The following is a 13,598-nucleotide window of genomic DNA, read 5'->3' on the forward strand; positions in this document are numbered from 1 at the left end:
TTAAGAGGACTTTGTCTTCAATCTGAAACGAACTCGATTTTCCATCGAGTTCGTCTTTTTATTGTTCTTTGGTTAATGAAAAGCGGAAATCATTGTATTTAGTATAGTCAAATTCTGTATTGAGATCCGTTGTGAAAACAATCGGTGTATAGTGTCCTTCTTCTAAGACAAAACCAGGCTCAAATCGGAAGTTTGCTCCACCTAAGCCTGTGATCCCAGGGAGCAAGGCATCAGCCCCATCAAAGCCTTCAACATTCCAATAGTAGATATTTCCAGTTGCTTGGACGGCTCTTGCCGTATAGGTCGCCGTCCGAGTCGGTTCGCTGTCATTTTTGAAGCTTACCACTGTTGTCACATTTCCATTGGCATCCACTGTCATTTTAATCGCATCCGCTTGTGGACTAGATCCTACCCAAGTTCCCACTAGTTCTGCAGGGACAGTAGCTTGCGTCGTAGCAGACGCATTCTCGGTCTTACTAGAGTCTTTTGTACCTGTCGCGCTACTGGCTTGAGTTGAAGAGCTAGCTGTATCTTTTGCTTGAGCAGAAGATGCTGCACTCTTTTTGCTATTACTTTTGGTTTTTTTCTCTACCTTACTGGTAGATACTTTTGCGGAGGAGGAAGCTGTCTTTTTATCCTTAGCACCACAACCACCGAGAGCTAGACCAAGTGAAGCAGCCACCAGAACAGCGGCACTCCAACGGAAGATTGATTTTTTCATAAGATCACCTCTTTATCTTTCTGACTCCCATTATACCTCAATTATTACAAATATCAAGTTTTTTTTGTAACAATTGTAATTTTTTTGTAACATATTTTTGCATTTAAAATGTCAATCGTAATAGAGCGATCAAGACAATTCCAAACAAAACGGTTCCCATAAGGTTTTTGTAACGAAAGGCTACAAAGAAGCTAGGAATGGTCACCATGAGGTCCAACCAGTGGAACTGCGGGAGACTTCCCATTTTCCCCTCTACTAAACTCGATAAAACCAAGGCAAAGATAATGGAAATGGGCAGGTATTTGAGAAAGCGGGTCACAGGAGCCGGCAGTCCCTTGTATTTAACTAAGAGGAAGGGTAAGATCCGAGGAATCCAGGTAACGAGGGCTGAGGCCAGAATGGTCATGAAGATAGAACTATTCACACGCATCACAGACCACCCCCACAAAACAGCCGATCAAGGTCGCAGCTAGCACTGCTAGCGGTTGCGAAACAAAAAAGAGGAAGAGAAAGAAACTCACTGCTACTGCTAAGAGCACCATTAGCATGGTCTTGGTCTTTTCTGTCAGTTGCATACCTTGAAACTGGGCTGCAAAAATCCCAATAAACATAGCCACTAAGGCAAAATCAAGCCCAAAAGCCTTTGGATCTGGTAGGAGAGATCCCAGAGCTGTTCCGATAACCGTCGCACCGATCCAGGCTACATAGCCTACTAGATTGTTCCCATGCATCCAAGGAACTGTAATAGTATCCGTCTTTAACTTCTCACTCAAGTAAACCCCATAACTCTCATCGGTCAAGAGACTTCCAATCCCAATGGTATGAGCGAGACTCGCATCCTTAAAATCAGAGGACGTATGCAGACTCATCAACATATTCCGGAGATTGATCAAACACACGGTCAAGGCCATATTCAAGATCGAAGAGTGGGCCGCAATCAGAGAGATCATCGCAAACTGAGCCGCCCCAGCATAGACTAGAATACTCATCAAGGCCATCTCCAAAGGAGAAAGATAGGGAGACGCCACCACACCGCAAGCCAGGCCGATACTGATATAGCCTAGAGCTGTCGGCAGTGCATCCCTCACCCCCTGCCAAAAATCTTTTTCCACTCTCTCACTCCTTTCTGAATCATTGAGCTCTATTATAACACAAGAAAAAAGCTTGAAAAAGGACCAATGAGAGAGAATGGATAAGCCCTCGATATATTTCTATCTCTCCCCTACTGATTCACTTTTAAATCCGACATTTCTAATGACATCTTTTCTTCTTGTGTCATGCTCTCGACAATTTGTTTTTGCTCGCTGGATATTGGCAAGGTCAAAATCGTGGCAGATTGATCAGGCAATGTTCCACTGTCACTAATTTTATAGCCAATCCGTTGATGTTGATAAATGAATTGCCCATCATATTTCCAACTCAATGAAAACTCAAAATCCTTATCAATTTGAAGTCCAGCTTTGTTAATCAATAGAAATACGGCATATTCTTGTTGATTGGATGAGAAAGTTGCGCCAGTATAGTTGACCGATAGGCTTCCTTGATTTCCTAGTTCTGGATGTTCCTTGGTTAATTTCTTCCCTAGATCAATTAAGTTTGATTCTGTTCCTTCATATTGTGGTCCCACCACAAACTGCAAGCCTTTTTCATTTTTAACAGCTGAGGACTCTTTTGAAGTCTGCTCCGTTTTACTCGGCGAAGAATCTTTTGAGTCCTGTCGAGACTGGGCGCATGCTGTTAATGATAGAAGCGCTACTAACAAAACGATTGTTTTTTTCATGATTTCTACTCTTTTATTCTTGTCCATTCTATTCTAGTTACTTTTTTCAATGATGATCTCTTCTACACTATCAAGACTTAAATTCCCTGTTTTAGCTCCTAAAAGAACTGGAACTTTACCAAATTCGAAGGTCAATAGAAAAGCTGTAAGAATACCGCCTATCACTAAAAAGATACCTTCTTGACCATTATTATTAAATAAATACATAGCTAAACAGGCCAGTAAGACAAGATTTAATAGATGGGCATCAAAAATTTGCTTTCTTTCTGCTATCGGCTTGAAAGTCACAATATATCTCTTCCTTGCTGTAGGAAATAGATTCTTGACCTTTTTACGTGCCTTTTCTACAGAACATCGGAAGAGCACATAAGATATAAGCATGGCAACCACAAATAAGACTATCTTTAGAAAAATTTGTTGACTAATGGCATACTCACTGAATAGCTTTTTTAAGAGACTATAAACCACTCCAACAAATGGCTGGACTATGATAGCTACTGTTCCTCCATTTATTTTATGGATGGGTGTGCCTGGAATTGTAACTTTTTTATCTACTTCCATCATCTCAACAGTGATAGCTTCCGTTGGCAACCCCCAATAATAGAACTTAGGCTTCATGGTACTAGCATCTAACAGAAATTTTTTGCCATCGTACTCTACCAGTTGATGACAGAAAATACTTGTTTCTTTATATTCTAACATCCTATTTACTTCCTACATACTTTCAGGATAGCAGCCTAGACCATGTAAAGCAGTCAAACTCAGCTTCCTTCGACTCCCGTTCTTCCAGATGAGGCTTCACTCACTTAACTCACTACCTATGCTATTTTAGAAACTTTCCTTATCTTCCTTTTCTACTTTTTTGGCAATGATCTCTATCATATCAGGCCATTTGGATAATTGATAATCAAATTTAAACATAAATATCACTATAAAACTAATGAGCAAAAAGAGTACTGCAATGGTTTCATTTCCGATGACAAACAAAAGAATAGCGGCTACAGTTAGGCACCTAAAAAGATTGACCAGAAATGTAAAGTAGACCTTCCGTCTCTTTAATGCCTTGATTAACTTCTTGCACTGATCCACATCCAACTTGGATGGCTGTAATTTCAGACTTGCATGGTAATATCGAATGATCCACGCAGCTAAGAAGTAGGAGATAACACCTAAAATTGGAATCGTTCCAAGTCGTACCAACTGATTGTCAAATATTCCAGCCTCCGCTAATCCATCCGAAATTTTGTTGATAATAAATAATGTAATAGGGAGAAGTACATAAGACCAGTAGTTAGGAGAAGATGTCTCTTCTAGTAAGATTTTTTCCTCCCAATCAAAATGGTAATTCTTGTTCTCCCATATCCCTAAATTAATCATTGTTTGCATAACAACCTCTTTTTCACTCTCCTTGTATGTTTCCTAAAAATTCTCTCAGTGCCAATTTGAAACAGATTTACCATTATAATACTGTTGAATCTCATCGAATTGAGAGATTTTCGTATCTTTATTTTCAATACTCAGTTCTTTAGGCAGATAGGCATAATCGTACACAGAGGAACCTAATGTAAGAAATTCTGTTTCTAGATCAATCAGTTCTTTCCCATTCGTAATGGCACCATTCTCAGAATTGATCACTTTATAAGCAAAACCTTCTGGTTTTGAAAAGAGTTTAAATGCTGTCGGATAAGACGCTCTTAAATTGATATCCCCTTTGAAAGATTTTTCCTTCCAAAATCCATTATCAAACGGAAGAACTCCAGCAGTGTAACCTTTACGGGTAGAAATAAAGAGATACACTCTATTCTTCTCATTTAATTTTTCTTCCGTTGTTTCTTTATCAATTTTAAGTGTTTTAAGATTAAGTAAGAAATAACGATATGTTAGTTGATCATTTATTCTAATAACAACATAATCATTGTTTTCTATCCTTCTTAGAGTTGGCAAGGTTCCAACCAATTCAAAATTATCATTTTTTAAATAGTTAACCATTAATTTCCAAACATTAACTTCTTTCTTAGAGGCTTTTTTATTGGTTAAATCAAAGACATCTAAATACGAGTATTCATCTGACTTCATTTTTTTAGAGGCAGACGCTAGTCTTAATTTCTCCCTCGCTCTAACAAGATAATGTTGATTTACTCTAATCCAATCAGGGGAATTGACTGCTTTTGCTACTTTATTATTTTCAAACTTCCATTCAACTACTATACCATTTTTAGCATGGATAAATTGAAAATCCTGGATATCTGCATTAAGATTATAAGTATTAAAATATTCATTTTCATCTCCATTAGTAGATCTCTTAGTATCTTCCTTCAAATATTTTGAGCAACCAAAAAGAAATAAAATAAACCCCATTCCTAGTAAAATTAAGCTAGAATATACAACTACATTCTGTTTAATTTTATTTCTGTTTCGTACCATCCGACTTCCCTCTCTTCCATCTAGGTTTTATTCCTTCTATCATACCGAATTTTCTTTCACCTCGCAAATCCGCTACTAGTTGGTGAGATCCCAGCAAAAAAGCCATTGGAATCGCACATCCAATTGGCTCCTTTTTCTTATTCAATTCCTTCAAAGGCTAGGCTTGGTTTGGCGTTGAGGTCCCAGCCTGCGAAGTTTTCTTTGTTCCACTCACTGACACTGGCATAGGCGATCATCCCTGCATTATCCCCGCAGAGGCGCAGAGGCGGAATGATGACCTTAACATCTGTGATCTCAGAAGCCAAGCGTTCGCGAAGACCTTGGTTAGCTGCGACCCCACCAGCAACGACCAGGGTTTTGACCGGATATTTTTCTAAGGCCTTCTTGGTCTTGGCCATGAGAATGTCTAGTACGGCTGCCTGAAAACTTGCAGACAAGTCTGCATTGGAGAGACTTTCTCCTTTTTGCTCGGCATTATGGTGCAGATTGATAAAGGCAGATTTGAGTCCTGAAAAGGAGAATTCCAGATTGTCTTCCTTGATCATGGCCCGAGGGAAATCATAGATATCAGCCCCTTGGTGGGCCAGCTGATCAATCTCACGTCCTGCTGGATAGGTCAAGCCCATCACGCGCCCAACCTTGTCATAAGCCTCTCCGACAGCATCATCACGGGTCTCTCCGACGATCTTATAATCACCCGCTTCACTGACGTAGACTAGTTCTGTATGTCCTCCACTCACCAGCAAGGCCAAAAGCGGAAACTCTAAGGGCTCGACGCTTTGAGCGGCCATCAAATGCCCTGCCATATGATTGACAGGAATCAAAGGAAGTCCATGCGCCCAGGCAAAGGCCTTGGCTGCAGCTAGGCCGACTAAAAGAGCTCCAACTAGGCCTGGACCGTAGGTGACAGCCACAGCTGTGACATCTGCTTCTGTGATACCGGCTTCTTCCAGGGCTTCTTCAATACAAGCGGTGATGACTTCCACATGGTGACGAGAGGCTACCTCAGGCACCACCCCACCAAAACGCTTGTGACTTTCGATTTGACTGGCAATGACATTGGACAAGAGTTGGTCGTCATTTTTCAAGACAGCCACACTGGTCTCATCACAAGATGTCTCAAAAGCCAAAATATATCTATCTTTCATTTGGGTTCCTCTTCATGATCACAGCATCCTCTATGGGATCGTGATAGTAGTTTTTCCTCCGTGCAATTTCTTCAAAATGCATTTTTTTGTATAGGCCTTGGGCCGGTTGATTGGACACGCGCACTTCTAAGAAAATTTCTTTATGGTCCGGCAACTGCGCGAGTAACTGCTGAGCTAGGCCTTGGCCTTGAAAGGCGCGCTTGACCGCAATCTGTAGGACCTCTGCTTCATAGAGAGTCTCTTGAATGGCGACAAATCCAAGGACTTGTCCTTCATCCACAGCTAGGAAATAGGAGGTCGATTCCTGCTCTAAATCGGCTTCAATCTGCTCCAACTTCCAGGGACTCGCTTCATAGACATCTTCCATGACAGCGAGAATGGCAGCCGCATCCTGGCTGCTCCCTTTCTTGATTGTTCCTTTCATCATAGACGCTTGATGTAAGAGGTCGTTGTTTCCGTGTGGTCTTTGAGCCAATTTTCCTCTGCTTCGACCCGTTTGAGATAATGAGGGACAAAATCATGGAGGCTAGCAGTCGCTTGTTTGAGACCGAGACGTCCGATTTTCACTGCATCTGGCAGCGTTTCATAGTAAGCAGCCCTTGGCAGGCTAGAGGCGATCTGCTCCTTAAAGGCCGTGACTTCTCCGACAAAGGTGACCTGCTCACTCGTCGCTGCATGCTCTAGGACTTCCTCAAATGGAAAATACCCTTCTGGTGCGACCAGCTGATCATCTTGGTAAAAACCTGCATAAACGTTGTTCCGACGGGCATCCATGACAGGCACTACCAAACCTTCTAGATCATCTGGCACTAGGGCTAAGAGGCTCGAAACCCCGACCAATTCAATTCCTAAGGTATGAGCCAAGGTCTTTGCGGTTGCGACCGCAATGCGCAGTCCAGTGTAACTCCCAGGACCTTCTGCCACCACGATCCGGTCCAAGTCCTTGGGTGTCAAGTCGATTTGTTGCATCAAAAAATCGATGACCGGCATCAAGGTAATACTATGATTTTTTTTAATGGTTAATGTTGTTTCTGCAAGTAGAGTCTCATCTTCTAAAATCGCTACAGAAAGAGCCTTACTCGAGGTATCAAATGCTAATAATTTCATTTCCTACTCCTCTTGAACTGGATTATATTATACAACAAATTCCCTTCAAATCCCAGCGAAACTCTCCTCTAGAACGCAGGATTTTCCTATCCAAAACCGCTTAAAAGCTTCTCTATTATAGGTCTTTGCCTTTCTGACTTTTCCAGTCTATCTTTTACTTACAGGCGAATTTATGATATAATAATAATTAATTGTATCGAATCAGGTCCACTAGTTGCGAGTAGGAAACTCTAGTGATTGCACTCCTTCGCAGCTAACAAATAGACCGAAATAATGAAAGGAAAATTACTTCATGATTTACAAAGTTTTTTATCAGGAAACAAAAGACCGGAACCCTCGTCGTGAAACCACGCATGCACTTTATCTCGATATTGATGCACCAAATGAACGCGAAGGACGTATCCAAGCACGTCAATTGGTTGAAGCAAACACAGATTTCAACATTGAATTTATCACACCACTTTCTGAGCAACACCTTGCTTACGAGAAAGAGTCAGGTGCTTTTGAACTAACGGAGTACTAATCCATGGCTTATACCTTAAAACCTGAAGAAGTTGGTGTATTTGCCATTGGTGGCCTTGGAGAAATCGGAAAAAATACCTACGGGATCGAATACCAAGATGAAATCATCATTGTCGATGCCGGGATCAAATTTCCAGAAGATGACCTCCTTGGGATCGACTATGTCATCCCAGATTACTCTTATATCGTTGATAATATCGATCGCGTCAAAGCGGTCCTCATTACCCATGGACACGAAGACCACATCGGTGGGATTCCTTTCCTTTTAAAGCAAGCCAATGTCCCTATCTACGCTGGACCTTTGGCGCTTGCCTTGATCCGTGGAAAATTAGAAGAGCACGGCCTTCTTCGTGATGCCAAACTCTACGAAATCAACCAAAACACTGAGCTTCAATTTAAAAATCTTAAAGCAACCTTCTTCCGTACGACTCACTCGATTCCAGAACCTTTGGGGATTGTGATTCACACCCCTCAAGGAAAGATTGTCTGTACCGGAGACTTCAAATTCGACTTCACACCTGTTGGAGAACCGGCTGACCTCCATCGTATGGCGGCCCTTGGGGAAGAAGGCGTTCTCTGCCTGCTCTCAGACTCAACCAACGCAGAAGTCCCAACCTTTACCAACTCTGAAAAAGTGGTTGGCCAATCCATTATGAAGATCATCGAAGGCATCCACGGGCGCATCATTTTTGCTTCCTTTGCTTCGAATATCTTCCGTCTTCAACAAGCTGCTGAGGCAGCAGTTAAGACAGGTCGTAAGATCGTCGTCTTTGGACGCTCCATGGAAAAAGCCATCGTCAACGGAATCGAGCTTGGCTATATCAAGGTCCCTGCTGGAACCATTATCGAGCCAAATGAGATCAAAGACTATGCGGCCAATGAAATCCTGATCATGTGTACAGGAAGCCAAGGAGAGCCAATGGCAGCCCTCTCTCGGATTGCCAACGGAACGCACCGCCAAGTGCAACTCCAACCAGGAGATACCGTGATCTTCTCTTCTAGTCCGATTCCTGGTAATACAACCAGTGTGAATAAATTGATCAATACGATTTCTGAAGCGGGTGTCGACGTCATTCACGGGAAGATCAACAACATCCATACTTCTGGACACGGGGGGCAACAAGAACAAAAACTTATGCTCCGCTTGATCAAACCAAAATACTTCATGCCTGTCCATGGTGAATACCGGATGCAGAAGATCCACGCAGGACTTGCGCGTGATTGTGGAGTAGAAAAAGACAATATCTTCATCATGAGTAATGGTGATGTCCTCGCTCTTACAGCTAACTCTGCTCGGATCGCAGGAAGCTTCAATGCTCAAGATATCTATGTCGATGGAAACCGCATCGGGGAAATCGGGGCTGCTGTTCTTCGTGACCGGAGAGACCTTTCCGAAGACGGTGTTGTGCTTGCTGTTGCGACTGTTGACTTCAAATCGAAGATGATCCTGGCTGGACCAGACATCTTGAGCCGTGGTTTTATCTACATGCGTGAATCAGGAGATCTGATTCGTGAAAGCCAACGCATTCTCTTCAATGCTATTCGTATCGCCTTGAAGAACAAAGATGCCAATATCCAAACCGTCAATGGTGCGATTGTCAATGCCCTTCGCCCATTCTTATACGAGAGCACAGAACGTGAACCTATCATTATTCCAATGATTCTCACGCCAGATGACGAAAATTAAAAAACAACCAGTTGAGACCACTGTTTCAACTAATTTTATAGTAACCTTTTGAGGATCAAAAAGAGAGTGGGACAGAAATCGGTAATTCGTTAGAATTCGATTTCGTCGTCCCACCTCCGCACAGTTGAGTAGGGCTGTAAAAGCTGATGAAATCAGCGTAGTAGAGCCCACTCAACCACTGCGTCTTGCTCGACAATCCAAAAATAATTGAGAGGCTAGGACTTTTGTCCTAGCCTCTTTACTCTTGTTTCTTAATAAAGATCTAAATAGTTGTCTACTTCCCATTGAGATACGAAGGTCGCATAACTTGCCCATTCGATTCGTTTGGCTTCAAGGAAGCTGGTGTAGATGTGTTCACCCAAGGCAGCTTTCACCACTTCGTCTTCTGTCAAGGCTTTCAAGGCATTGTGAAGGGTAGAAGGTAGATCTGTGATTCCAGCTGCTCTACGTTCTTCCGGTGTCATCACATAGATATTTTCTTCGATCGGAGCAGGTGCTTCGATTTTATTTTCAATCCCGTGAAGGCCGACTTCAAGCAAGACTGCCAAGGCTACATAAGGATTGGCCATTGGGTCTACGGAGCGCAATTCCAAACGAGTTCCCATACCACGTGATGCTGGCACACGGACCAATGGGGAACGGTTGCGTCCTGCCCAAGCGATATAAACAGGTGCTTCATATCCAGGAACCAAACGTTTATAAGAGTTGACGGTTGGGTTGGTCACCGCTGTAAAGTTGTAGGCATGCTTGATCAAACCACCCAAGAAGTGATAAGCTGTTTCTGACAATTGCATGCCCTTTGGATCTTCTGGATCAAAGAAGGCATTGTTGCCATCTTGGTCAAAGAGAGACATATTACAGTGCATACCTGATCCGGCAATTCCAAATTTTGGTTTGGCCATAAAGGTTGCATACAAGCCGTGTTTACGAGCGATGGTCTTCACAACGAGTTTAAAGATTTGGATCTTGTCACAAGCGCGGAGCACTTCGTCATACTTAAAGTCGATTTCATGCTGACCAACGGCTACTTCGTGGTGACTAGCTTCTACTTCAAAGCCCATCTTGGTCAAGACATTTACGATTTCACGACGAGTATTGTCTGCAAGGTCTGTTGGAGCCAAGTCAAAATAGCCACCTTTGTCGTTTACTTCAAGAGTTGGATCTCCATTTTCGTCCAACTTAAAGAGGAAGAATTCTGGTTCTGGTCCAAGGTTAAAGGATTTGAATCCAAGTTTTTCCATATGACGAAGGGCACGTTTCAAGTTGCCACGTGGGTCTCCTGCAAATGGTTCTCCTTCTGTCGTATAGACATCACAGATCAAGCCAGCTACGCTACCATTTTCATCTCCCCAAGGGAAGACTGTCCATGTATCCAAATCTGGGTAAAGATACATATCTGACTCGTTGATACGGACAAATCCTTCGATAGAAGAACCATCAAACATGGCTTTGTTTGAAAGAACCTTGTCCAGTTGCTCATCGGTAGCTGGAATTTCGACGTTCTTCATGGTTCCCAAAATATCAGAGAACATCAAGCGAATAAAAGTAACATTTTTTTCTTTTACTTCACGGCGAATATCTGCAGCAGTAATTGACATTTTTGTCTCCTTAAAATAGATTACAAGCTTATGAAATGATCAACGAAATTGACCATATGGCGATGGGGAAGATGTGAAGCGACTTTGCTGAAGAATGTCACGATGAAGAGCCTTACGGATCTCTTCTTGACTGACAACCTTGGTTTGCTCTTGCTCTTTTTCCGCATATTTCTTCTTAATATCCGCAATATTGAAGCCATCTGAGATATAATCTTTGATCTCAAGTAGGCGGTCCATATCGTCCAACGAATACATGCGGCGATTGCCTTCTGTCCGATCAGGAGAAATCAATCCCTGATCTTCATAATAACGAATCTGGCGAGCTGTCAAGTCGGTCAGCTTCATAACACTGCCAATCGGAAAGACTGCCAGCGAGCGTCGTAATTCCTTTTCCTTCATACCATTCCTCTTTCTATTCTATTATATCGAAAAAAAAATCTATGTCAAGATTAAATGTTATATAATCTTACATAGTTTTTTTGTGTTTCTTGAGAAAATCGCGAATGCGATCCACATCCGAATTGACCAAAATCGCAACGAAAACACCAATAAAGGTCTCAAATATTCGGGCAAAAACATACAAGAAGGTTTCTCCGTTAGGAATCGAGAGGGTAATGATCAGCATTGCCGAAACTCCTCCGATAATTCCTGCTTTATTATTCATAGCGACATTTGTCATAATGGTTAACATGGTCGCAATAGGTACAAAAATCAGAGTCACCCAATACGCCCCATGAAAGAGCGTTTTTAAAAGGAAGAACAATACAGCATAAAAACCTCCGATACTGTTGCCCATGACACGCGAAGCCCCGAAGTGGACACTCTTATCAAAGTCTTCCCTCAAACTAAAAACAGCTGTCAAAGTCCCGATCTGAAGGCCTCGCCAGCCAAATATTCCAAAAATAAGTAGTACAATAAAAACGGCAATCCCTGTTTTAAAGGTTCTCATCCCCAAACGGAATTTGGACCAATCAAATTTGTGTCGTTTAAAGTAATCCATGGTCACCTATCTTTCTATTTCTATTATTCTACCATATTTTCAGAAAGGAGAGAACAGTTATCAATAGAAAGAAAAAAGAGAGTGGGACAGAAATCGGTAATTCGTTAGAATTCGATTTCGTCGTCCCACCTCCGCACAGTTGAGTAGGGCTGTAAAAGCTGATGAAATCAGCCTAGTAGAGCCCACTCAACCACTGCGTCTTGCTCGACAATCCAAAAATAATTGAGAGGCTAGGACTTTTGTCCCAGCCTCTTTTCATTCTATTTAGATTATTTGTCTGTAAGAGCAGCCAATCCTGGAAGTTCTTTACCTTCAAGGAGTTCCATAGAAGCACCACCACCAGTAGAGATCCATGAGAATTTGTCTGCACGGCCAAGGTTGATCGCAGCAGCAGCTGAGTCACCACCACCGATGATTGATTTAACGCCTGGTTGTTTCACGATAGCGTCCATCACACCGATTGTACCAGCTTGGAAGTCAGGGTTTTCAAATACACCCATAGGTCCGTTCCATACAACTGTTTTCGCACCAGTCAATTCTTGGTCGAATTTAGCGATTGATTTAGGACCGATATCAAGACCAAGGAATCCTGGATCTACTGCTTCACCTTCAGTGTCTTTCACTTCAGTGTAGTCAGCAAATGCGTTTGCTTCTTTTGAGTCAACTGGCAAGATCAATTTGCCGTTTGATTTTTCAAGAAGAGCTTTCGCAACATCCAATTTGTCTTCTTCTACAAGTGAGTTACCGATTTCGATACCTTGTGCTTTGTAGAATGTGTAAGTCATCCCACCACCGATAAGGACTTTATCAGCTTTTTCAAGCAAGTTTTCGATAACACCGATCTTGTCAGATACTTTAGATCCACCAAGGATAGCTACGAATGGACGTTCTGGAGCTTCAACTGCTTCTTTGATATAAGCAATTTCGTTTTCAAGAAGGAATCCAGCAACAGCTTTATCAACGTTTGCAGAGATACCAACGTTAGATGCGTGTGCACGGTGAGCAGTACCGAATGCATCGTTTACGAAGATACCATCTCCAAGTGATGCCCAGTATTTACCAAGTTCAGGATCGTTTTTAGATTCTTTCTTGCCGTCAACATCTTCGAAACGAGTGTTTTCAACCAAGAGAACTTGTCCATCTTCAAGAGCGTTAACAGCTGCTTCCAATTCAGCACCACGTGTAACACCTGGGATAAATTTCACTTCTTGACCCAATTTAGCAGCCAAGTCAGCAGCTACAGGAGCAAGTGATTTACCTTCTTTATCTGCTTCTTCTTTTACACGTCCAAGGTGAGAGAAGAGGATTGCACGTCCACCTTGTTCAAGGATGTACTTGATAGTTGGAAGAGCTGCAGTGATACGGTTATCGTTAGTGATCACGCCGTCTTTTACAGGAACGTTGAAGTCAACACGAACGAGAACTTTTTTCCCTTTCAAGTCAACGTCTTTAACAGTCAATTTTGCCATTAGATATGACTCCTTCTTTTTTTAATACATGATAATTATATCACAAAAGCTGTAAAAGAGGTAGAAAAATCCAATGCTTTTCCCCTCTAATTCACAGGATCCGAACGACACTTCTAAATACAAGATCAAACCTCTCTGGTTT

16 protein-coding genes are annotated in these 13,598 nt (G+C 42.2%); 2 read left to right on the forward strand and 14 right to left on the reverse strand.

Translation table 11 applies throughout. From position 1 onward, the window contains the following. Positions 1 to 58 precede the first annotated feature (58 nt). The 10 genes from O3629_RS08035 to tsaB all read right to left on the reverse strand — a co-directional run bounded on the left by O3629_RS08035 (position 59) and on the right by tsaB (position 7,180). On the reverse strand, positions 59 to 721 hold the full coding sequence (locus O3629_RS08035; RefSeq protein ID WP_049507503.1) for a hypothetical protein: 663 nt from the start codon (positions 719 to 721) through the stop codon (positions 59 to 61). Between the two features lie 103 nt (positions 722 to 824). Next, the gene (locus O3629_RS08040) at positions 825 to 1,151 is read right to left on the reverse strand and encodes an AzlD domain-containing protein (RefSeq protein ID WP_371609001.1); all 327 of its coding nucleotides are present in this window, start codon (positions 1,149 to 1,151) and stop codon (positions 825 to 827) included. Continuing rightward, entirely contained in the window at positions 1,138 to 1,833 is a 696-nt protein-coding gene (locus O3629_RS08045; RefSeq protein ID WP_070466628.1) for an AzlC family ABC transporter permease, read from the reverse strand. The genes O3629_RS08040 and O3629_RS08045 overlap by 14 nt, the downstream gene beginning before the upstream one ends. Before the next feature lie 110 nt (positions 1,834 to 1,943). Continuing rightward, the gene (locus tag O3629_RS08050) at positions 1,944 to 2,501 is read right to left on the reverse strand and encodes a hypothetical protein (protein WP_371609002.1); all 558 of its coding nucleotides are present in this window, start codon (positions 2,499 to 2,501) and stop codon (positions 1,944 to 1,946) included. A gap of 33 nt (positions 2,502 to 2,534) precedes the next feature. Then, positions 2,535 to 3,203 carry a DUF443 family protein gene (locus O3629_RS08055; protein WP_195326999.1) on the reverse strand — a complete coding sequence of 223 codons (669 nt, stop codon included), beginning with the start codon at positions 3,201 to 3,203 and terminating at the stop codon, positions 2,535 to 2,537. A 126-nt stretch (positions 3,204 to 3,329) separates the two neighbouring features. Next, entirely contained in the window at positions 3,330 to 3,887 is a 558-nt protein-coding gene (locus O3629_RS08060) for a hypothetical protein (RefSeq protein WP_195327000.1), read from the reverse strand. Positions 3,888 to 3,932: 45 nt separating this feature from the next. Continuing rightward, the gene (locus O3629_RS08065) at positions 3,933 to 4,925 is read right to left on the reverse strand and encodes a hypothetical protein (protein WP_195327001.1); all 993 of its coding nucleotides are present in this window, start codon (positions 4,923 to 4,925) and stop codon (positions 3,933 to 3,935) included. 137 nt (positions 4,926 to 5,062) lie between these two features. Further along, positions 5,063 to 6,073 carry a tRNA (adenosine(37)-N6)-threonylcarbamoyltransferase complex transferase subunit TsaD gene (gene tsaD / locus O3629_RS08070; protein ID WP_024054743.1) on the reverse strand — a complete coding sequence of 337 codons (1,011 nt, stop codon included), beginning with the start codon at positions 6,071 to 6,073 and terminating at the stop codon, positions 5,063 to 5,065. Further along, positions 6,063 to 6,500: a ribosomal protein S18-alanine N-acetyltransferase gene (gene rimI, locus O3629_RS08075; RefSeq protein ID WP_024054742.1), complete on the reverse strand. Its 438-nt coding sequence runs from the start codon at positions 6,498 to 6,500 to the stop codon at positions 6,063 to 6,065. The genes tsaD and rimI overlap by 11 nt, the downstream gene beginning before the upstream one ends. Continuing rightward, positions 6,497 to 7,180: a tRNA (adenosine(37)-N6)-threonylcarbamoyltransferase complex dimerization subunit type 1 TsaB gene (gene tsaB / locus O3629_RS08080; protein WP_371609003.1), complete on the reverse strand. Its 684-nt coding sequence runs from the start codon at positions 7,178 to 7,180 to the stop codon at positions 6,497 to 6,499. The genes rimI and tsaB overlap by 4 nt, the downstream gene beginning before the upstream one ends. Positions 7,181 to 7,472: 292 nt before the next feature. On the opposite strand from tsaB, the gene O3629_RS08085 reads away from it, so the two are divergent. Together O3629_RS08085 and rnjA are read left to right on the forward strand one after the other, a co-directional pair. Continuing rightward, a complete protein-coding gene (locus O3629_RS08085; RefSeq protein ID WP_003008866.1) occupies positions 7,473 to 7,703 on the forward strand; it encodes a DNA-directed RNA polymerase subunit epsilon in 231 nt (76 codons plus the stop codon). 3 nt (positions 7,704 to 7,706) lie between these two features. Beyond that, positions 7,707 to 9,389, forward strand: a complete 1,683-nt coding sequence (gene rnjA / locus O3629_RS08090; RefSeq protein ID WP_003008868.1) for a ribonuclease J1 — start codon at positions 7,707 to 7,709, stop codon at positions 9,387 to 9,389. A gap of 251 nt (positions 9,390 to 9,640) precedes the next feature. On the opposite strand, the gene glnA is transcribed toward rnjA, so the two are convergent. The 4 genes from glnA to pgk form a co-directional block, all read right to left on the reverse strand. Beyond that, complete coding sequence (gene glnA / locus O3629_RS08095; protein WP_049474644.1) at positions 9,641 to 10,987, reverse strand: type I glutamate--ammonia ligase; 1,347 nt, start codon at positions 10,985 to 10,987, stop codon at positions 9,641 to 9,643. A 39-nt stretch (positions 10,988 to 11,026) separates the two neighbouring features. Next, the gene (locus O3629_RS08100; RefSeq protein ID WP_003008872.1) at positions 11,027 to 11,386 is read right to left on the reverse strand and encodes a MerR family transcriptional regulator; all 360 of its coding nucleotides are present in this window, start codon (positions 11,384 to 11,386) and stop codon (positions 11,027 to 11,029) included. Positions 11,387 to 11,453: 67 nt separating this feature from the next. Continuing rightward, the gene (locus O3629_RS08105; protein WP_070466639.1) at positions 11,454 to 11,987 is read right to left on the reverse strand and encodes an aromatic acid exporter family protein; all 534 of its coding nucleotides are present in this window, start codon (positions 11,985 to 11,987) and stop codon (positions 11,454 to 11,456) included. A 269-nt stretch (positions 11,988 to 12,256) separates the two neighbouring features. Continuing rightward, positions 12,257 to 13,456: a phosphoglycerate kinase gene (pgk, locus tag O3629_RS08110; protein ID WP_003008876.1), complete on the reverse strand. Its 1,200-nt coding sequence runs from the start codon at positions 13,454 to 13,456 to the stop codon at positions 12,257 to 12,259. Positions 13,457 to 13,598 lie beyond the last annotated feature (142 nt).

It is taken from the genome of Streptococcus sp. 27098_8_12 (genome assembly GCF_041432115.1).
In the GTDB taxonomy this organism is placed as follows: Bacteria; Bacillota; Bacilli; order Lactobacillales; family Streptococcaceae; genus Streptococcus; species Streptococcus parasanguinis_V.

What these genes read in the sequence shown, in the direction of transcription:
- O3629_RS08035 (WP_049507503.1), bottom strand. Translation starts at nt 721, where the DNA reads ATGAAAAAATCAATCTTCCGTTGGAGTGCCGCTGTTCTGGTGGCTGCT.
- O3629_RS08040 (WP_371609001.1), bottom strand. Translation starts at nt 1,151, where the DNA reads ATGCGTGTGAATAGTTCTATCTTCATGACCATTCTGGCCTCAGCCCTC.
- O3629_RS08050 (WP_371609002.1), bottom strand. Translation starts at nt 2,501, where the DNA reads ATGAAAAAAACAATCGTTTTGTTAGTAGCGCTTCTATCATTAACAGCA.
- O3629_RS08055 (WP_195326999.1), bottom strand. Translation starts at nt 3,203, where the DNA reads ATGTTAGAATATAAAGAAACAAGTATTTTCTGTCATCAACTGGTAGAG.
- O3629_RS08060 (WP_195327000.1), bottom strand. Translation starts at nt 3,887, where the DNA reads ATGCAAACAATGATTAATTTAGGGATATGGGAGAACAAGAATTACCAT.
- O3629_RS08065 (WP_195327001.1), bottom strand. Translation starts at nt 4,925, where the DNA reads ATGGTACGAAACAGAAATAAAATTAAACAGAATGTAGTTGTATATTCT.
- tsaD (WP_024054743.1), bottom strand. Translation starts at nt 6,073, where the DNA reads ATGAAAGATAGATATATTTTGGCTTTTGAGACATCTTGTGATGAGACC.
- rimI (WP_024054742.1), bottom strand. Translation starts at nt 6,500, where the DNA reads ATGATGAAAGGAACAATCAAGAAAGGGAGCAGCCAGGATGCGGCTGCC.
- tsaB (WP_371609003.1), bottom strand. Translation starts at nt 7,180, where the DNA reads ATGAAATTATTAGCATTTGATACCTCGAGTAAGGCTCTTTCTGTAGCG.
- O3629_RS08085 (WP_003008866.1), top strand. Translation starts at nt 7,473, where the DNA reads ATGATTTACAAAGTTTTTTATCAGGAAACAAAAGACCGGAACCCTCGT.
- rnjA (WP_003008868.1), top strand. Translation starts at nt 7,707, where the DNA reads ATGGCTTATACCTTAAAACCTGAAGAAGTTGGTGTATTTGCCATTGGT.
- glnA (WP_049474644.1), bottom strand. Translation starts at nt 10,987, where the DNA reads ATGTCAATTACTGCTGCAGATATTCGCCGTGAAGTAAAAGAAAAAAAT.
- O3629_RS08100 (WP_003008872.1), bottom strand. Translation starts at nt 11,386, where the DNA reads ATGAAGGAAAAGGAATTACGACGCTCGCTGGCAGTCTTTCCGATTGGC.
- O3629_RS08105 (WP_070466639.1), bottom strand. Translation starts at nt 11,987, where the DNA reads ATGGATTACTTTAAACGACACAAATTTGATTGGTCCAAATTCCGTTTG.
- pgk (WP_003008876.1), bottom strand. Translation starts at nt 13,456, where the DNA reads ATGGCAAAATTGACTGTTAAAGACGTTGACTTGAAAGGGAAAAAAGTT.